Source organism: Sandaracinus amylolyticus (assembly GCF_000737325.1).
Taxonomy (GTDB): Bacteria; Myxococcota_A; Polyangia; order Polyangiales; family Sandaracinaceae; genus Sandaracinus; species Sandaracinus amylolyticus.
Genome location: NZ_CP011125.1, coordinates 7,366,487 through 7,385,093, shown reverse-complemented (window position 1 = coordinate 7,385,093; position 18,607 = coordinate 7,366,487). Strand labels below are relative to the sequence as shown.

At 71.3% G+C, this 18,607-nt stretch carries 16 protein-coding genes; 9 read left to right on the top strand and 7 right to left on the bottom strand.

Annotation, left to right across the window (positions count from 1 at the left end):
* Window positions 1-421: 421 nt before the first annotated feature.
* The 5 genes from DB32_RS31215 to DB32_RS31195 all read left to right on the top strand — a co-directional run bounded on the left by DB32_RS31215 (window position 422) and on the right by DB32_RS31195 (window position 6,911).
* Window positions 422-1,111 carry a phosphorylase family protein gene (locus DB32_RS31215; protein ID WP_053236301.1) on the top strand — a complete coding sequence of 230 codons (690 nt, stop codon included), beginning with the start codon at window positions 422-424 and terminating at the stop codon, window positions 1,109-1,111.
* Window positions 1,112-1,749: 638 nt separating this feature from the next.
* A complete protein-coding gene (locus tag DB32_RS31210; RefSeq protein WP_053236300.1) occupies window positions 1,750-2,880 on the top strand; it encodes a phosphatase domain-containing protein in 1,131 nt (376 codons plus the stop codon).
* A gap of 178 nt (window positions 2,881-3,058) precedes the next feature.
* On the top strand, window positions 3,059-4,258 hold the full coding sequence (locus DB32_RS31205; RefSeq protein WP_053236299.1) for a vWA domain-containing protein: 1,200 nt from the start codon (window positions 3,059-3,061) through the stop codon (window positions 4,256-4,258).
* Between the two features lie 74 nt (window positions 4,259-4,332).
* Entirely contained in the window at window positions 4,333-5,601 is a 1,269-nt protein-coding gene (locus DB32_RS31200; protein ID WP_157069602.1) for a vWA domain-containing protein, read from the top strand.
* Window positions 5,601-6,911, top strand: coding sequence for a vWA domain-containing protein (locus DB32_RS31195; RefSeq protein ID WP_053236297.1), 1,311 nt, complete (start codon window positions 5,601-5,603; stop codon window positions 6,909-6,911). The genes DB32_RS31200 and DB32_RS31195 overlap by 1 nt, the downstream gene beginning before the upstream one ends.
* Window positions 6,912-6,991: 80 nt before the next feature.
* On the opposite strand, the gene DB32_RS31190 is transcribed toward DB32_RS31195, so the two are convergent.
* Window positions 6,992-8,029: a class I SAM-dependent methyltransferase gene (locus DB32_RS31190; RefSeq protein WP_083457994.1), complete on the bottom strand. Its 1,038-nt coding sequence runs from the start codon at window positions 8,027-8,029 to the stop codon at window positions 6,992-6,994.
* Window positions 8,026-8,673 (bottom strand): HEAT repeat domain-containing protein, encoded by a 648-nt coding sequence (locus tag DB32_RS31180; RefSeq protein WP_053236294.1) that lies wholly within the window; start codon window positions 8,671-8,673, stop codon window positions 8,026-8,028. Before DB32_RS31180 ends, DB32_RS31190 begins: the two co-directional genes overlap by 4 nt.
* Window positions 8,674-8,785: 112 nt before the next feature.
* Here DB32_RS31180 and DB32_RS31175 point away from each other — a divergent pair, with 112 nt between their 5' ends.
* Complete coding sequence (locus DB32_RS31175) at window positions 8,786-10,243, top strand: sigma 54-interacting transcriptional regulator (RefSeq protein ID WP_053236293.1); 1,458 nt, start codon at window positions 8,786-8,788, stop codon at window positions 10,241-10,243.
* Between the two features lie 3 nt (window positions 10,244-10,246).
* On the opposite strand, the gene DB32_RS31170 is transcribed toward DB32_RS31175, so the two are convergent.
* Window positions 10,247-11,185 carry an endonuclease/exonuclease/phosphatase family protein gene (locus tag DB32_RS31170; protein ID WP_157069601.1) on the bottom strand — a complete coding sequence of 313 codons (939 nt, stop codon included), beginning with the start codon at window positions 11,183-11,185 and terminating at the stop codon, window positions 10,247-10,249.
* Window positions 11,186-11,322: 137 nt separating this feature from the next.
* Here DB32_RS31170 and DB32_RS31165 point away from each other — a divergent pair, with 137 nt between their 5' ends.
* Entirely contained in the window at window positions 11,323-12,288 is a 966-nt protein-coding gene (locus DB32_RS31165) for an NADPH:quinone oxidoreductase family protein (RefSeq protein WP_053236291.1), read from the top strand.
* A 39-nt stretch (window positions 12,289-12,327) separates the two neighbouring features.
* On the opposite strand, the gene DB32_RS31160 is transcribed toward DB32_RS31165, so the two are convergent.
* From DB32_RS31160 to DB32_RS31150, 3 genes are read right to left on the bottom strand one after another with little or no spacing between them, the layout of a single operon-like run.
* Window positions 12,328-13,554 carry a PQQ-dependent sugar dehydrogenase gene (locus tag DB32_RS31160; RefSeq protein WP_053236290.1) on the bottom strand — a complete coding sequence of 409 codons (1,227 nt, stop codon included), beginning with the start codon at window positions 13,552-13,554 and terminating at the stop codon, window positions 12,328-12,330.
* Between the two features lie 8 nt (window positions 13,555-13,562).
* On the bottom strand, window positions 13,563-14,489 hold the full coding sequence (locus DB32_RS31155; protein WP_053236289.1) for a DUF6733 family protein: 927 nt from the start codon (window positions 14,487-14,489) through the stop codon (window positions 13,563-13,565).
* A 14-nt stretch (window positions 14,490-14,503) separates the two neighbouring features.
* A complete protein-coding gene (locus DB32_RS31150) occupies window positions 14,504-15,496 on the bottom strand; it encodes a hypothetical protein (RefSeq protein WP_157069600.1) in 993 nt (330 codons plus the stop codon).
* A gap of 138 nt (window positions 15,497-15,634) precedes the next feature.
* On the opposite strand from DB32_RS31150, the gene DB32_RS31145 reads away from it, so the two are divergent.
* Both DB32_RS31145 and DB32_RS31140 read left to right on the top strand, forming a co-directional pair.
* The gene (locus DB32_RS31145; RefSeq protein WP_157069599.1) at window positions 15,635-16,063 is read left to right on the top strand and encodes a hypothetical protein; all 429 of its coding nucleotides are present in this window, start codon (window positions 15,635-15,637) and stop codon (window positions 16,061-16,063) included.
* A gap of 90 nt (window positions 16,064-16,153) precedes the next feature.
* Window positions 16,154-16,450: a hypothetical protein gene (locus DB32_RS31140; protein WP_157069598.1), complete on the top strand. Its 297-nt coding sequence runs from the start codon at window positions 16,154-16,156 to the stop codon at window positions 16,448-16,450.
* 7 nt (window positions 16,451-16,457) lie between these two features.
* Here the strand turns inward: DB32_RS31140 and DB32_RS31135 are convergent, their stop codons facing one another.
* Window positions 16,458-18,293 carry a reverse transcriptase family protein gene (locus tag DB32_RS31135; RefSeq protein ID WP_240481271.1) on the bottom strand — a complete coding sequence of 612 codons (1,836 nt, stop codon included), beginning with the start codon at window positions 18,291-18,293 and terminating at the stop codon, window positions 16,458-16,460.
* Window positions 18,294-18,607: the final 314 nt, after the last annotated feature.

Genomic DNA, 18,607 nt, shown 5'->3' with positions numbered 1-18,607 from the left:
CGGCGCGAGCGGGCGATGAGTCGCCTGGATCGCTTCGTTCGCGCGGCGAAACGGCGCCCCGGAGCCCGATCGTGGCACCGGACGCGTGGCGGCGGGGGATCTCGGGCTCCGATCGCGGGCCCCGACGCGTGTCCGGAGGGTCGATCGAGATTCCATGGAGGCCCCGGACACGCGTTCGGGGCCTCGATCGACATCGTGGAGCGGCACCCGCCGCGCGTCGGGTCGCGCCCCCGAGATCGGTGCGCGGCCCCCGCCGCGCGTCCGCTGCCGCCGACGTGATCCGGTGGAGGCTCCGGACACGCGTCGGGGGTCGTTCCCGAGATGCGATCGACGGTCGCGCCACGCGTCGGGAGCCTCCTCGCAGATGCGGAGCGCGGTCGCGCCATGGGTCGCGTCGCGGTCTGGTACTCTCGTGCTGCGAATGAGCAGTGGTCAGCAACGCGGCGCCGACGTCCTCCTCGTCGCTTCGCACGCGCCCGATCTCGCAGGCATGCGGCCCTACCTCGGGGAGCGCCTCGACGGCGTCATCCGGAACGTGCGGGTGCGCGCGAAGATCGTCGGCATGGGCATGGCGACGGCAGCGGCCGCGGCGGCGCGCGGCATCCTCGCGGTGCAGCCGCGCGCGGTGCTGATGATCGGGACGTGCGGCGTGTACCCGAACCTCGCGCAGTACCGGCCGCACGACGTGCTCGTGCCGAGCCGCGCGCAGCTCGTCGATCACGCGGTGCTCGCGGTGCGCGCGTCGTTCCCCGACCCGATGCAGACCGTCGTGGAGACGCACGGGCTGATGAGCAGCGCGCTGCGTGCGTGCCATCCGCGAGGACACCTCGCGGCGGTCGCGAGCCCGCTCGCGCAGACGACCGACGACACGCTCGCGGCGGCGATCGCGCCGGCGACGGGGTGCGAAGCGGAGAACCTCGAGCTCTTCGCGGTCGCGATGGCGTGCCGCGCGGCGGACGTGCCGTTCGTGGCAGCGCTCGGGATCAGCAACATCGCGGGCTCGACGGGGCGCCACGACTGGTCGCAGTTCCAGCGCGACGCGGTGAGCAGCGCGGCGAGCGCGATCGCGGCCTGGATGCACAACGGCGCGCAGGGCCTGCCGCACTCCTGAGCCCGGACACCGACCCGCTCAGGAGAGCAGGAAGAGGAGGGAAGACCACGTCGGTGTGTCTTCTCGATCCTCGGATCGCTCGTCGCGCGCGTGTCGAGAGGTTTTGAGGAAGGCAGGAGGAGAAGGAAGACCACGTCGTGGTGTCTTCTCGATGCTCTCATCGCTCGTCCGTGCGCCTTCGAGAGACTTCTGAGGAAGGCAGGAGGAGAAGGAAGACCACGTCGTGGTGTCTTCTCGATGCTCGGAGGGCTCGTCCGTGCCCGAACGGCAGACGTTGGTGGCCCGAGCGGCATGGGTCGGTGCCTCGAGCGCAGGCGTCGGTGCCTCGCGTGGCAGGCGTCGGTGCCTCGATCGCGAACGTCGACGTCGAGCGCGGTTCGCGCGGCGTGTCCGCGTGTGGCTCGTCGCCGTGGTGTTCCTAACCCTCCTGCTCTCCTCAGAAATTCTCTGCTGCTCGATGTCTGGCGCGGTTCGCGCGGCGCGTCCGCGTGTGGCTCGTCGCCGTGGTGTTCCTAACGCTCCTGCTCTCCTCAGAAATTCTCTGCTGCTCGGAGGCGAGCGCGGTTCGTGTTCGCTTCGTCTTCCTGGGCTCCTCAGAAATTCTGTCCCGCGCGCCGCGGTGCTAAGGTGAGCGCCGCGTGCGCGGGGGGAGCTCCAGACAGCAAGACGAGGCGGGCCTCGCGGATCTCGGTCCGGCTCCGCCCGTCACCGTCACGACGCCGATTCCCGCGCCGCCCTACGACGCGCATCGCGTCGTGCATCGCTGGGATCTCGACAAGACGTATCTGCGCACCGAGTTCGACACGGTGAAGGACCTGCTCCGCACCGCGTTCGAGTCCGCCGCGCAGAAGAAGACGGTGCCCGGCGCGTCCGCGCTGCTCCGCGAGATCCGCGCGACCGATCCCGCGGGCATCTACATCCTGTCGGGCAGCCCGACGCAGATGCGCAAAGTGCTCGAGGCGAAGCTGCGCCTCGACGGCATCCGCTGGGACAACCTCGTCCTCAAGCCGCAGCTCACGAACATCCTCCGCGGGCGCTTCCGGTTCGTGAAGGACCAGGTCGGCTACAAGCTCGCGGCGCTGCTCGACACGCGCGCGTCGATGCCCTCCGACACGCTCGAGTACATGTTCGGCGACGACGCCGAGGCCGACGCGTTCATCTACTCGATCTACACCGACCTCTGCGCGGGCCGCGTCGAAGTGCCGACGCTCATGCAGGTGCTGCAGATCGCCGGTGTCTATCCCGACGTGCTGCCGCGCGTCGTGCGCATGGCGGAGCGCGTGCCGCGCGGCGGCGGCGCGATCCGCATCTTCATCCACCTCGATCGCGTGAGCGCGCCGAACGCGTTCGAGGAGTACGGGCCGCGCGTCTGCCCGTTCTACAACTACTTCCAGCCCGCGTGCGTGCTGCTCGAGCACGGCGTGCTGCCTCCGCTGTCGGCGCTGCGCGTGGCCGCGGAGCTCGTGATCCATCACGGATTCACCGCAGACGCGCTCGTCGCGTCGTACATGGATCTCGTCGCGCGCAAGCAGCTCGGTCGTTACGGCGCGGACGTGCTCGCGCGCTTCCTCGAAGAGGTGGACGAGTCGCTGCTCGCGACCACCGCGCCGGTGCTGCGCGCGTTCGGCCGACAGCTCGACGAGGAGTGTCCGAAGGATCTCGAGTCGCCGCCTCCTCCACCGCCGATCGAGATCGACTGGCCCGGGCTCTTCGATCGCGATCGCGCGCGTGCGCGCGCCGCGAAGCTGCGATCGCTCGGACGTCTCTGATCACGCGATCTCGACGCGCGCAACAGCGGGAGCTAGATGTTGTGGCGTGGCGCAACGCGTCTTGGGGCCTCGGGTCGGGCTCGCCCCGCGCTGCCTTTGGTGGCCGCTCGCGGTGATGCTCGTCGGTTGTGGAGCCAAGACAGGGCTCCTCGCACCTGACGCTCAGGTCGATGCCGGCGTGGATGCCGGGCCTGACGCGCAGATTCCATGCATCGAGATCCCGCTCGACGGTGGGCTCATCGAGATCCCGCTGGAGACGGAGGTGCAGCTCGGTCGCGCGGACGTCGTCCTCGCGATCGACACCACCGCGTCGATGGGCCAGGAGATCGGTGAGATCCGCCGCACGCTGCGCGATCAGATCGTGCCCGGCATCCGCCGCGCGATCCCCGATGCGAACCTCGGCGTGACGACGTACGCGGACTTCCCCGAGGGTGGATGCGGCAGCGCGGGCGACAACGATCTGCCGTTCCGCCTCGTGCTGCCGGTGACCGAGGACGTCGGTCGCGTGCAGAGCGCGGTCGACTCGGTGCGGCTCAACAACGGCGCGGACACGCCGGAGTCGCAGGTCGAAGCGCTCTATCAGATCGCGACGGGTGAAGGCGTCGGGCGCTACGTGCCGGCGAGCTTCGGATGTCCGATGGGTGGCTTCGGCTATCCGTGCTTCCGCACCGACGCGCTGCCGGTGGTGCTGCTCTTCAGCGACGCGCCGTTCCACAACGGGCCCGGCGGCGGGAGCCCGTACTCCGACTCGATGGCGTGCCCCGCGGTCGCGACCGTCGCGCACGACTACGACGACGCGGTGCAAGCGCTGCAGCGCAACGAGATCCGCGTGATCGGCCTCTACTCCGGTCCGCCGCGCGATCGAGGCCTGCCCGACATGCGGCAGCTCGCGCTCGACACCAACGCGCTCGGTGACGGTGACGAGCCGCTGGTGTTCGACATCGGCGAGAACGGCGAGCGCCTGTCGACGAGCGTCATCGACGCGATCACGACGCTCGCCGAGGTCATCGAGCTCGACATCGACACCGTGCTGATGGACGTCGATCGCACCGACGCCGTCGATCCACGCGACTTCGTCGAAGCCGTGGTGCCGCTTCGCGCCGAGCCGATGGAGGGCGTGCGCGAGATCGACGTCCCGGCGGGCGCGTTCCTCGGCGTGCGCACCGGGACGACGGTCGTGTTCGGCATGACGCTGCGCAACGACGCGGTCGCGCCGGGCGCCGGCCCGCAGCGGTTCCTCCTCGAGGTCGTGTTCCGCGGCGACGGTCGAACGCGCATCGGATCGGTGATCATCGAGATCGTCGTGCCGGGCGAGGACGGCACCGGGTGCGAGGAGATGACGGGCACGGTGCTCGAGATCCGCGGCCCCTCCGATTGACCTGGTTGGAGAGGTGACGCGCCGCGAGCGACTTGCTCGTGGGCGCGTCTCGCTCAGGATGCGTCGGGCTCGTCGTGACGTTTCCCGCTTCGATCTGGCGCTTCGGCTCGCTGGCGTTGATCGCCGGTCTGGTGTCGTGCGGCGCGAGGACGGGGCTCGACGCGCCCGACGCGCAGATCGACGCGGGGATGGACGCGGGCCCTCCGCCGCCTCCGCCGCCGCTCTGCGTGGACGTGCCGGTCGACGATCCGCGCGTGCGCGTCGACCTCGAGATCCCGGCGAGCCTGCGCGTCGTCGACGTGATGTTCCTGATCGACTCGACCGCGAGCATGCAGGACGAGATCGACTCGGTGCGCGAGCGGCTGCGCGATCGCGTCGTGCCCGGCGTGCGCGAGCTGATCCCCGATGCCGCGTTCGGCGTCGCGCTGTTCGGCGAGTTCCCCGTGGCTCCGCACGCGCTCGCGGGCGACGACGTCGGGCCCTTCCTGCTGCGCACGCCGATCACGACCGACGTGGTGCGCATCGAGACGGCGCTCGCGCGCACGCCGGTGTGGGGCAACCTCGACGACCCCGAGGCCGCGATCGAAGGGCTCTTCCAGGTCGCGACGGGCGCGGGCCTCGAGCCGTTCATCGAGGCGAGCGTGGGCTGTCCGAGCGGTGGCGTCGGGGGCGCGTGCTTCCGCGACGACGCGTTCCGCATCGTGATGCTCGTGACCGACGCGCCGATGCACAACGGGCCGCCGGACGTCTCGCCGGTGTCGAATTACGAACGGGTCCGGCCTGCGCCGCACACCTATCTCGAGACGGTGGAGGCGACGCGCGCACTGGACCTCTTCGTGATCGGGCTCGCGGCGTCGGACGCGGGACGGCCGAGCGCGTTCCAGCACCTCGTCGCGCTCGCGCGCGACACCGAGTCGGTGGACGGCGCGGGCGATCCGATCGTGTTCGACATCGGCGGTCGCGGTGATCGCATCGGCGCAGGCATCGTCGACGCGGTGCGGCGCGTCGCGGAGGAAGTGCCGCTCGACGTCGACGCGACGGTCGAGGACCGACCGGGCGATGCGCTCGACGCGCTCGACGTGGTGCGCGCCATCCACGCGCGCTCCGCTGATCCTGCGAGCGGGATCGCGGGGATGGACGGCTCGCGCTTCCTCGGCGTGCGCCCGGGCACGCGCCTCACGTTCGAGCTCGAGATCGACGCGAGCGAGCTGCCGCCCTCGCCGGCGCGGCGAGAATTCGCGGCGCGTGTGATATTCCGGGAGTCGGGGCGCAGTCGCATCGAGGTGCGCGACATCGTGATCGTCGTGCCGGGTGACGACGGCCTCGGGTGCGAGGACGAGTGATGAGACCAGATCGGCGCGTGGTCGGGGTCGTCGCGGCGCTCGCGCTGCTCGGTTGTGGATCGAAGACGGGGCTCTTCGCGCCCGACGCGGAGGCGCCGTTCGATGCGTCGATCGACGGGCCGCTCGATGCGTTCGTGCCGCCCGACCGCTTCGTGCCGCCCGATGCGTTCGTGCCCCCCGACGTGTGCGTCGAGCTCCCGCCGATGGAGCCGCCGCGCTCGGTCGACGTGTCGTTCGTCAGCCGCGTGCTCAGCGCCGAGGTCTACTTCCTCGTCGACGTGACGGGCTCGATGGGCGAGGAGATCGGCGAGATCCGCGCGCGCCTGCGCGACACGATCATCCCCGGCATCGCGGGGCAGATCCCCGACGTGCGCTTCAGCGTCGCGCGGTACGCGGACTTCCCGGTCGATCCGTACGGCTCGGATGGGCGCACGAGCGGCATGCCCGCGGACGACCTCTACCGCCTCGAGCAGCGCAGCACGACCGACATCGACGCGGTGCAGCGCGCGCTCGATCGGCTCGAGCGTCAGGGCGGCGGAGATCTGCCGGAGGCGACGGTCGAGGCGCTCTGGGTGACGGCGACGTCCGACGCGCCGATGCGCCTCGTGCCGGCGCGCTCGTGCCCCGCGGGGACGGTCGGCTATCCGTGCTTCGAGCGCGAGGGCTCGCGCATCTTCCTGCTCTTCACCGACGCGCCGACGCACAACGGGCCCGGCGGATCGGATCGCTACGCGCCGGTGCTCGGGTTCCGCAACCACACGTACGAAGAGACGGTGATGGAGCTGCGGACGATCGGCGCGAAGGTGCTCGGGCTCTACAGCGGCGACGGGACGGATATCGGGCTGCCGCAGCTGCAGAACCTGGCGCGCGACACCGGCGCGGTGCGTCCGGACGGAACGCCGATCGTGTTCGACATCGGGACGAACGGCGCGAGCCTCGGGTCCGACGTCGTCGAGGCGGTGCGCACGCTGGTCGAAGAGGTGCCGATCGACGTCGACGCGCTCACCGAGGACTGGCCGGGTGACGCTGCGGACGCGACGGAGTTCGTGACCGAGATCGTCGCGGCGTCGGCCGATCCCGCGAGCGGGGCGACGCGGCTCCCGGATCGGTTCGTCGACGTGCGTCCGGGCACGCGCGTGACGTTCTCGATCATGCTCGCGAACGAGCGCTTCGTTCGGATGGAAGAGCCGCAGGTGTTCCGGATGATCGTGGTCCTGCGCGGCGACGGCGTGACGCGGCTGAGCGAGACGATCGTCGACATCGTGGTGCCGGCGATCGACGGAGACGGGTGCGACGAGCTCGGGCGCTGAGCGGCGCGGGGACTCGGTCGTCGTCGGCGTCGACGATGCGAGCGAGCACCCGCGAGTGCGCGGGCTCGGACGTGTGAGGCTCAGCCCGGCTTGCGTGCGTCGGCCAGCCCGACGTGCACCGTGAGCGAGATCGGGCCGCCCGCGAAGTACGTGTCGAGCGCCTTCTCGACCTGCTCGAGCATCGACTCGTCGCCGGGCTGCATGCCGCAGAGCCAGCGCCACTCGGGCATCGCGACGAGGCGCACCATCGGGTCCGTGAAGATCTCGCGCGCGTTGCGGAACGGGAGGCGCACTTCCTCGACGTCGACGTGCACGTCGTCGAGGCCCGCGGCGGCGAGCTGTGCGCGCCACGCGCTCGGCGTCGGATGACGCAGCGCGAGCTGCTCGATGCGTCGCGCGAGCGCCGCGTGATCGCGACGCACCGCGATCTCGCGGAACATGTCGAGCACCTCCTCGAAGGTGCTCGCGAGCGGGCGCGTGAGGAGCGCGCGTCCGCCGGGCGCGAGCACGCGGCGGATCTCGGAGAGCGACGCGCCCTCGTCGTCCACCGAGCCCATCACGAGGTTGCCCACCGCGATGTCGAACACCTCGTCCCCGAACGAGAGGTGCTCGAGCGGCTCGATCTTGAAGAAGATGCGCTTGCCCGCGTCGTCGAGCGCGCGCCGACGCGCGAGATCGACGAGCGCCGGATCGCGGTCGATCGCGATCACGCGGCCACCCTCGCCGAGCCGTCGCATCACGTCGAACGCCGGATGCCCGGTGCCGCACCCGACGTCGAGCACGGTCAGGCGCGCGCCCTGCGGGATGCGCGCGACGATCGCGCGACCGAACATCGACGACCAGCGCGGCACCACGACGCTGTCGTAGATGGCCGCTTCCTGCGGCGTCGTGCTCGGGCCCACGCGCATCCCGCGCGGTGAGGGCGGGGGCTCGGAGCGCGGGCGCACCGCGGGCATCTGCGGAGTCGACGGCGGACGGCGCTGGGTGGGCTCGTCGCTCACGAGCTCGATCTCGCTCGTCGCGGGCAGCTCGGGCTGCGACGACGGACGCCGCGCGGGGGAGGGGATCGGAGGATGACCAGGGTACGTCGGACGACGCGTGCCCCGGTCGTCGGTCACGCGCCGTCCCCCGGATCGCCCTCGAGCTCGGCGATCGCGTCCGCGGCGAGATCGCCGATCGTCGCGGTCGCGTCTTCGAGCTCGGGGAGCGTGACCTCGCGCGGGTCCTCGGTGAGCTTCTCGAGGTGGCGGATCGCGCCGGGATCGCCGTACGCGGCGAGCGCCTCGATCGCGGCCGCGACGACCTCGCCGCGGGGGTGCGCGAGGAAGCGCGACACGAGCGGGAGCGGATCGGGATCGCGGATCTCGCACAGGACGAACGGCAGCTCCTCCATCGAGTGCCCGGAGTGACCGCGCCCGAGCAGGCGCTCGATCCCCGTCGCGACCTCCTTGAAGCGCTCGTACGCGACGTCGAGCAGGCACTCGCCGGCCTCGTTGCGCACCGCCGGCTCGTCGTGATCGAGGATCGCGAGCAGCGCGTCGACCGTCTCCGGGCCCTGCACCTGCGCGCAGAGATCGGCGAGGCGCATCAGGCGCATCTCCTGCTCGTCGCGATCCTCGAGCGAGAGCGCTTCGCGCACCGCGGACGACAGCGTGTGCGCGATCTGCTTCTCCTCGGCGGACTCGAGGAACGCGTCCTCGGCCGCGCGGAGCGCGCGATCGGCTTCGAAGAGGGCGTTCAGGTGCTCGCGCGCGCGGTCCATGTCTTCGCTCCAGGTGACCGTCGCGTGTATGCGCCGCGGGGGCCAACGTCAAGGTGTGCCGCGCTTCCGTTCGTGCGAGGCGCGGGGTGGTCGTGGTAGCTTCTCGACTCGCATGGAGAGTGGAGAGCAGGGCGGTCCCGGGGCGGGCGAGGGAACGTTCCGGGGGACGCAGATCCGCGACGACGGCACCGGGCCGGTGCTGCTCGAGCACCGCCAGAAGGTCGTCGTGGTCGCGGGGCCGGATCGCGGTCTCGAGGCCGAGATCACGGGCAATTCGCTCGCGATCGGGACGGCGCCGACGAACGACCTGGTGCTCAGCGACGACACGGTGAGCCGTCGTCACTGCATGGTCTCCGTGCAGCGCGATCGCTACGTGGTGCGCGACCTCGAGTCGACGAACGGCACGATCGTCGACGGGACCCCGGTGCTCGAGGCGTTCCTCGCGCCGGGCGCGCGGATCCGGCTGGGGGACACCGAGATCCTCTTCCAGCCCAAGAAGAAGTGGGAGCGCATCGAGCAGCAGAGCGGTGACCGCTTCGGTCAGCTCTGGGGGCGCAGCGAGGCGATGAAGCCCGTGTTCGCGCTGCTCGCCAAGCTCGCGCCGACCGACCTCTCGTGCATCCTCGTCGGCGAGACGGGCACCGGCAAGGAGCTCGCGGCGCGCGCGATCCACGAGGCGTCGCGGCGCGCGCAGAAGCCGTTCGTGGTCGTCGACTGCGGTGCGATCAGCGACAACCTGATCGAGAGCGAGCTGTTCGGGCACGAGCGTGGCGCGTTCACCGGCGCGGATCGCCAGCGCATCGGCGCGTTCGAGGCGGCGCACGGGGGCACGGTGTTCCTCGACGAGATCGGCGAGCTGCCGATCGATCTGCAGCCGAAGCTGCTGCGCGTGCTCGAGCGCCGCGAGATCAAGCGGCTCGGCTCGACGCGCCTGCTCGAGGTCGACGTGCGCGTGGTCGCCGCGACGCACCGCGATCTTCCGGGGATGGTGCGTCAGGGGCAGTTCCGCGAGGACCTCTACTACCGCCTCGCCGAGGTCGTCGTGTCGCTGCCCGCGCTGCGGGAGCGGCGCGGGGACGTCGGGCTGCTCGCGCAGCGCATCCTCGACGAGTACGCGGAGCCGGGTGCACGTCCGCCGCAGCTCGACGGGTCGGCGATCGAGGAGCTCGAGCGCCGCAACTGGCCGGGCAACGTCCGCGAGCTGCGGAACGTGCTGCGTCGCTCGATGATGATGACGAGCGGTCCGATGCTGCGCGCGGCCGACCTGCGGCTCGGCGCGGGCCCGGGAGGCACGTCGAGCCGTCCGCCGCCGCCGTCGCCGGTCGATCTGACGGGGGAGGAAGCGACGTCGCCGTCGATCGACGTGGCCGACGACCTGCCCATCAAGGATGCGCGCGAGCGCTGGGTCGCTCCGATGGAGCGCGAGTACCTCATCCGCGTGCTCAAGCGCTGCGGTGGGGATCTCGATCGCGCGGCGGCGGACGCGGGCGTGCACCGGAAGAGCTTCGAGCGCCTGCTGCGCCAGCACGGCATCAAGGCGGGCGAAGTCCTCGACACCGAGGACGAGTGATCGCTAGCGCACGGTGAGCGTGGCGATCACGGGGCGGTGATCGCTGCCCTCGCCGCGTCCTTCGCGCACCTCGCGCACGCCGATGCCGCGCGAGACGAGCACGTGGTCGAGGCGCATCGGCGGCAAGAGGCGCGCGCCGTTGGGCCACGTCGTCGCGAGGCCGCGTCCGGCGGACTCGTGCGCGCCGCGCAGGCCCGCGTCGATCAGCGCGCGATAGCCGCGCCCGAACGGGCTCGCGTTGAGGTCGCCGGTGACGATCGTCGGCTCGCGCGACGACGAGGCGAGGCGTGCGAGCAGCGCGATCTGCGCGTTCCAGTCGGCCGCGTCCGGGCCGAGCGGCGGGATCGTGTGGACCGCGAGCACGCGCAGCGGGCCCGCGCTCGTCGTGAGGCGTGCGTCGATCATCGGCACGCCGGCGAGGTCCTCGATGGTCGCGTCCATCGGCACGCGCGAGAGGAGCGCGATGCCGAAGCAGTCGTCGCGATCGTCGATCACGCGGTGCGGGAAGCGCGCGAGCACACCGTGCTCACCGAGCACCTCGCGCCAGCGCGGCGTGAGCTCCTCGAGCGCGAGCACGTCGACGTCGAGCGCGGCGAGCTCGGACGCGAGCGCGTCCGGGCGCGGGTTGCCGGCGTAGAGGTTCGCGGTCGCGACGCGCAGCACGAGCCCGTCGTCGTCGGCGCGCGCAGAGGGCGCGACGACGAGCTGCGCGATCAGTCCTGCGTGCACGAGGGCCCCCGGCGCGGCCAGCATCGCGAGCGCCGGCCTGCGCCGCGTGATCGCGTAGCCGAGCGCGACCCACGCGCTCGCGAGCGCCCATCCCGAGTACGCCTCGAGCGCGTCGAACGGATGGCCGGAGAGCCCGGGCGCGATGCGCAGCAGCGCGAGCACCGCGATCGGAGTCGTCAGCGCGAGCGCGATGCGGTCGAGGGACGCGAGCACCCGCTCGTTGTCCCACGCGGACACGTCCGAGCACGCGGAGATTTCGCGGCAGTCGGGCCGCGAAACGCGCAGACGGCGCGGGGCGCAGATGTGGCGGTGCTTGACGCGGAGCGCAGAGGCGTCCGAGAACGTCGCTCATGCGCGCCGTCCTCTGCGAGTCGCTCGGTCCCGTCTCCTCGTCGCTCGCCGTCCGCGAGATCGATGCGCCTCGCGCGTCGGGCGGACAGCTCGTGATCGACGTGAAAGCCGCGCCCGTGAACTTCCCCGACCTCTTGATGGTGCAGGGGCTCTACCAGATGCGCCCCCCGCTTCCGTTCTCGCCCGGCGGAGAGATCGCGGGCGTCGTGCGCGAGGTCGGGCCCGGCGTGCTCGGGTTCGCGCCGGGGCAGCGCGTGATGGCGTTCTGCGGGTTCGGCGGGTTCGCCGAGCGGATCGTGCTCGCGCCCGCGCAGTGCTTCGCGATGCCGGACGAGATGCCCTTCGAGGTCGGCGCGTCGCTCTTCCTCACGTACTGCACCGCGCACCACGCGCTCGTCGATCGCGGTCGTGTCACGCGCGGCGAGACGGTGCTCGTGCTCGGCGCGGCGGGCGGCGTCGGTGTCGCGGCGATCCAGATCGCGAAGGCGCTCGGCGCGCGCGTGATCGCGACCGCGTCGAGCGAGGAGAAGCGCCAGTTCTGCCTCTCGCTCGGTGCCGATCAGGCGATCGATCCCGCGGCGGATCTGAAGGGCACGCTCAAGTCGCTCGGCGGCGTCGACGTGGTGTTCGATCCGGTGGGCGGTGATCTCAGCGAGCCCGCGCTGCGCGCGCTGCGGCCGCGCGGGCGCTTCCTCGTCATCGGGTTCGCGAGCGGGACGATCCCGAAGCTGCCGCTCAACCTCGCGCTGCTCAAGGAGTGCGACGTGGTCGGCGTGCAGTGGGGCGCGTTCGCGCTGCGCGAGCCCGACAAGCAGCGCGCGATCGTCGAGGACCTGATCCGCATGTGGCGCGCGGGCGCGGTGAAGCCGCCGATCCACCGCACGTACTCGCTCGACGAGACGGCGCAGGCGCTCGACGACCTCGCGCAGCGGCGCGTGATGGGCAAGGTCGTCGTCACGCCGTGAAGAAAAAGTGAACGACGTTCACGAATCCGTGAACGTCGTTCACTCGGCGACGCTGACCCGCCAGAGGCCCGCGGGCTCGAGCGGGCCTGCGCCCGGATCGTCACAGAGGCCGAGCGTCGTCACGTAGAGCATGTCGTCGCCGCCCTGGATCCACTGCGAGATGTACGGGCGGTGGCCGTCGAAACGATCCGCGACCGCACGGCCGTCGCTTCCGCGCTGCACCGAGCGCACCCAGCCCGCGCACATGTCGCCGTAGATCATGCGGCCGGTGAGGCGCCCGCCGTACTGATCGGCGTTGCGCGGCTGGTACTCGAGGCCCACGTACGCGTTGCGCTTCGTCGTGTTCTCGGTCTCTTCGTCCTCGAGGACGAAGCGGTGATCGTCGGTGTGCGACCACGAGACGATCGGCTGCACGAAATCGTCGCAGTCGAGCTCGCGGCAGAGGCCCTCGTGGACCGGCCAGCCGAGGTTCTGCCCCGGGCCGGTCACCACGTTGATCTCCTCCCACGTGTTCTCGCCGACGTCGGCGACCCAGAGGTTGCCGCTCGCGTCGAGCGCGCCGCGGAACGGCGAGCGCACGCCCCACGTCCAGACGTTCGGGCTCTCGTCGCCGCCGCCCGACGCGAACGGGTTGAGCGGCGAGGGCGTCGAGCCGCCCATCGCGGGATCACGGCTCGGCACGATGCGCAGGATCTTGCCGAGGTCGTTCGTGACGTCCTGCGCGTTCGCGCTGCGCAGCTGCTCGCCGAAGAGCGCCCACATCGAGCCGTCGTCGAAGAAGCCGATCGAGCCGACCTGGTGCCAGGCGCGCGTCGCCATCGGCTCGTCGACGAAGTAGATGCGCTGTGCGCTCGCGACGACGCTCTCGTAGTCGGGCGGCGCGAACGTGTAGCGCACGATCTCGCTGCCGGTGACCGTGGTGCACTGGCCGACGTAGAGGAAGTGGTTCGTCTCGTAGTCGGGATCGAACGCGGTCGAGAGCAGCGAGCAGCCGTCTTCGAGCGTGATCGTGAACGAGCCGAGCTCCGTGACCGTGTCCTCCTCGATGCGCACGTGGCGCACGGTGCCGAGGATCTCGAGGAGGATCATCTCGTCGTCCGTGCCCGGCACGACGGCCGCCCCGACGAGCGGCATCGTGCCTTCGGGCAGCTGCAGCGGCGTGAACTCCATCCAGGGATCGACGGGCCCGACCGGGCCGTCGTCGTCACCGCCGCACGCGGTGAGCGCGAGCGCGAGAGAGAGCGTGAGAAGCGATCGAGTCCGCACTGCCAACCTCACAGACGCCAGCCGAGCCAGGCGCGATAGAACTCCCCGTCGTCGAGCCCTTCGTCGGGCGTGAGATCCACGCCCGCGGCGGCGCCCACGACGAGACCGAAGTCGAGGCGCGCCTCGACGTACCCGCCGAGCCACGTCGCGGGATGCAGGTTGCCTCCCGCGGTCTCGACGAAGAGGTGCTCCCAGTAGGGCCCGAGCGCGACGATGTCGAAGAGGTACGCGCCCACGCGCGCGATGGTGTGGAAGAGCGTGCGCGTCTCTCCGGAGCCCTGACGCAGCGGCGCGAACACCGTGAACTGCGCGAGCCCGTCGATGCCCACGACGTGATCGATCAGCGGCACGCGCGCGTCGACGTACGGACGCACCGCGATGCCGTCGAGCGGGATCGCCTCCGAGCTGTCGGAGAGCAGCGCGCCGTGCATCAGGCCGATCTCGCCGCCGGCCCAGAGCGCGCCGTCGAGCAGCACCGCGCGCGCGCCGATGCCGGTCTCGACCCAGAGGACGTCGACGGTGCGGCTGCTCGCGCCGCCGAGCCGCGGGCTCGTGTAGAGCGTCGCGTGGACGGTGAAGTCGACCATCTCGTGCAGCGCGATCGCGCCGCGGCCGTGCACGTGGAAGCCCCAGAACGTGTCGATGATCGCCTCGCCCTCGAACGCGTGCGGCCGGACCAGGCGCGGAAGCGGCGGCGCCACCGTGACGACCGCCGGCGCGTTCGCGTCGACGGGGGTTCGCTCCGCCGGCGCGAGCGTCGTGTCGGACGTCGTCGTCTCGGGCGTCGTCGTCTCGGGCGCGGACGTCGCCTCGACCCGCGTCGGCTCGGTGGTGGGCTCGGTCGCGACGGGCTCGTCCTGCGCGGAAGCTGGGCTCGAGGACGCGACGATCAGAGAGAGGAACAGGAAGAAGGAAGGGAACCAGCGACAGACCATCGTTCGAATCTCCGTCAGCGCGTCGTCGTCGGGAGCGCTGCGATCCAGCGTCGGATGAGCGCGATCGACTCGGTGTCGCGGCGCTGCACTCCGAGCGGAGGCATCGCGCGCGCGCCGTCGTCGTCGAGCATCGCGCTCACGATGACGCTCATGTCGGGATCCCCGGGCACCACACGGATGCCTGCGGCGGACGCCTCGCTCTCGGTCTCGCGATCGATCGTGTTCTCGAGGAAGACCTCGGGGCGCAGATCGAACGCCGCGTTCGTGCCGACGCTGCCGTCGTGACAGTGCGCGCAGTTCGCCCACGCGTACGCGATGACCGCGCGCTCGTCCGCGCTCTCGTGCGCGGGGATGACGAGCGGCGCGCGACCGCCGAGATCGACGGCGCCCGACTCGACGAGGCGATCGAGCTCGTTCGTGTCGTCCGCGAGCGAGCGATCGTTCAGGCCGAGCACGCGGCGCTGACCGGCCTCGTGGCACTGGCGGCACTGGCGCAGGCTCGGGATCGCGTGATCGAACGTTTCGTCGAACGCCTCGACGGAGACCATCTCGGCGACGCGCAGCTCGGCGCGCGCGCCGCCGCGTCCGTCGTCGTCCCATCGGTACGACGCGAAGTCCCACTCGCCCTCGTCGTTCAGGCGCATCACGCGCGTCTCGACGGGGCGCTGCGTTCCGTCCTCGCGCGGATAGGCGAACGTCTTGAAGATCAGCGTGCCGGTCGGGAAGGTCCAGCGCTCGGGATCGGACGCGTCGATCGTCTCGCCCTCGGGCAGCACGACGTGGCGGTGCTTCGCGGCGCCGTTGGTCCAGAGCTCGTGCGTCGGCGCGTACGCGACGGCGCGTGCATCGACGCTCTCGAGATCGGCGGGGTCGAGGTAGATGCCGAGCTGCTCGACGCTCGATGGGAACTCGCCGAGCGGTGCTTCGATCAGCGTGGGCCCCGCGTCCTCGCAGCTCGCGAGCAGCATCGCGACCGCGAGAGGACGAATGCAATTCCAGGCGTTCATCAGGTCGTTCCCGAGGCGCATGGCGCGGGCCGGACATTGGGGCGACCCCGTGGGGGGTGCAAGTCGAGGTCGTGCCGGAGGACCGCGGCGAACGTGCGGGCTTGTGAGCGTCGCTGCGCGTCGCGCACCATGACGCGCATGCGGACCCGAGTGCTCGCGCTCGCGACCACGATGCTGCTCGCCGCGTGCGAGCCAGCGCGCGGTGCGCCGTTGGTGTGCGGCGAGGAGCGCGCGCTCTTCTTCGCGCACGTGGTGCCGGGCTCCGCGGACGAGCTTCTGGGCGCCGCGATGCTCGTGGAGAACGGCACGCGCTTCCTGCTCGTCTCGAGCGACTGCGAGTACTGGGCATATCGCGGCGATCAGACTCCGTACGTCCGCTGGGCGCCGGTGCGGCACGGCGTGCTCGACGACGCGATGTTGCGTGAGATGAACGCCGACCTCTTCGCGGTCCCGTGGCCCGACGGCGAGGAGAGCGGGTTCGACGACATCGTCGACGACGGTGGACCGGGCTCGTCGTTCTGGCGTGTCGGGCGCCGCGTGTCGCGCTGTCGTGATTGCGATGGCTAGCCCGGCTGGACGCGCGCGCTGGCCGATCGGAGCCGCGCGTGGCTCGAGCGTCTCTACGAGATCGGCGAGCCGGTCGACGGACCGATGCGCGTGACGACCTCGACGCTGGATCACGACGCGCCGGCACCGGCGATCGAGTGGACGGGCGCGCTCGATCTCGCGCGCGTCGAGCAGCCGGTGACCGCCGTCGGCGCGGGCGCGCTCGTCGACGATCCCGTCGACGCCGCGATGTTGCGCGCGGCACGAGACGCGCACGCCGCGCGGGACGATGCGTCTTGGTACTACCAGTACCTGCCGATGACCGACGAGGGCGTGTTCTTCCGCGTGCACGCGCGAGACACCGTGCCCTTCGAGGACGAGCGTGGGCTCGTCGTGCTCCCGGAGTGATGCCGCCTCAGAGCGCGTCGAGAGCGCGCAGGAGCGCGTCGCCGCGCGCGCGGTCGATCATCTGCACGTACGCGATCTTCCCGCGCAGCCACGCCTCGAAGTCGGGCTTCGCGTCGCGGTTCTGCGCGGCGAGGCCGGTCTTCTTCGCGTTGTGGAGGATCGCGCGCAGCATCCGCACGTCCTCGCGCGGCACGCCGAGCTTGTGCGTCTCGTTCACGACGATGCCGGTCACGGTCTGGCGCCCGCCCGCGCGCTGGACGCGACCCTTCTTGACCTGGATGCGGAAGCCCTCTTCCTCGACCACGTGGCGGATCCGCGCGATCAGGCGCGCGATCTCGCTGCGCTTGCCTTCGGGCGCGCTGAACGTGAGGTCGTCCGCGTAGCGCGTGTACGTCCAGCCTCGCGCCACCGCGAGGCCGCGCAGTCGCTGATCGAGCTTGCGCGCGATCTGGTTCGAGATCGCGGGGCTCGTGCACGCGCCCTGCGGCAGCGCGCGCGGTCCGGTCGCGACGTCGTACTTCGCGCCGTCGTACTCGGCGCGCGTCCGCGCGCTCTCGGTGCAGAGCAGCGCGAGGATCGTCGCGACCGCGGGCGAGTACCCGACGCCGACGAACAGACCGCGCACGCGCGGGAACGTGATCGACGGGAAGAAGCTCTCGAGGTCGAGATTGATCACGATGTCGCGCCCGACGTGCTCGCGCGCGTTCGTGACCGTCGATCGGCCCGGCACGAAGCCGTGCGCGGGGCGCTCGACCGGGAGCTTCTCGAGCACGTGCTCGAGCACCCACTGCTGCGCGGCGGCGAGGCGCGGCATCGGCGCGCTCAGTCGACGAACACCGCCGGAGCGCTTCGGCACGTCGAACTGCACGTAATGCGCGCGGCGCGCCGCTTCGGCGTGGAAGCACAAGAAGCGCAGCGCGGGGATCGTGACGCCGAGCGCCGTCGCGACGTCGGCGGGGCTCGCCATCACCGGCAGCCCGAGCGCATTCAGCTTCTCGACGTGGGCGCGTCGATCGCCGAGCAGCGCCGACACTCCGCGGCCCAGATAGACGATGTCCTCGCGCTTGCGGCGCGCGATGCGCTCGGCGCGCGCCTTCTTCCGCGCTTCGCTCGCGGCGCGCTTCTCTTCTTTGGTGCGCGCGCGCTCGGCGCGGAGCTGCGCGACCGCTTCTTCCGCGTTCTTCGCGGCGCGCGACTGCGCGAGGCGAGGCGCGTCCTTGTGCTTCAGCCACTCGTCGCCGACGCGATGGATCTCGACGAGCTGCGCGCGCGTGAGCAGACCGCGCAGCTCGAGCCCGCGATCGATCAGCGCGGTGCGCTCGTCGCTCTCGGGCGGGATCACGTCGGTGCGGCCGATCCACGCGGTGCGCCACGGCACGATCTTCAGCGCGCGCGTGCGCAGCTCGGCGGGCGTGAGCGTGAGCAGCGAGCCGACGTCGTACGGATCGATCGCCGGCGCGCTCGCTTTCAGCGCGGGCTGCGCGACGATCGCGGGCATCGCGACGAGCGGCGCGCTCGAGGCCGGGTGATAGAGCCAGTTCTGTCCGCTGGGTGTGCTCGTCAGCGTGCGCGTGTAGCCGTGCGGGGCGAAGAGGCCGCGCGCGAAGAACGCGTCGACGAACGCGATACCGTCGGTGATCGTCTTCACCGTGCGGCCGGGCGTGCTGCTGGTTGCGTCGTCGACGACGTCGATGGGCGTGAAGCTCTCGCCCTTCGCCATGCGCGACTTGATCGCGCTCCAGATCGCGGCCTCGAGCGGCGATCCGCTCGTGCCGACCGCGCTCGTCTCGATCGACGTCGGGCCTCCGGTGAAGAAGTCGACGACCTTCTTCCAGAAGCTCATGCAGGCCCCGTCACGAAACGACTCGATCGCGAGGGCGACGCGGCGCCTCGCGGGCAAGGCGTGAGGAGGAGGAATGCTCGCGGCATTTCGACGACGAGCAACACAGCGCGCGAGGTTGCTGCGTCGAACGTAGCCGAGTTGTTTCGTGACGGGGCCTGATCACCGGCCCTGCGAGGAGCCCCGCGTGCTCGACTTCGTGCGTTGGACCACGTCCGATCACGAAGGCGCCGCGGGGGCCTGTGTTCCGACGGACTCATCGAGTCGCTCCGGTGTCGGACACAGGCCCCTGCGGCGCCCAAAAGAACATCGGGCGT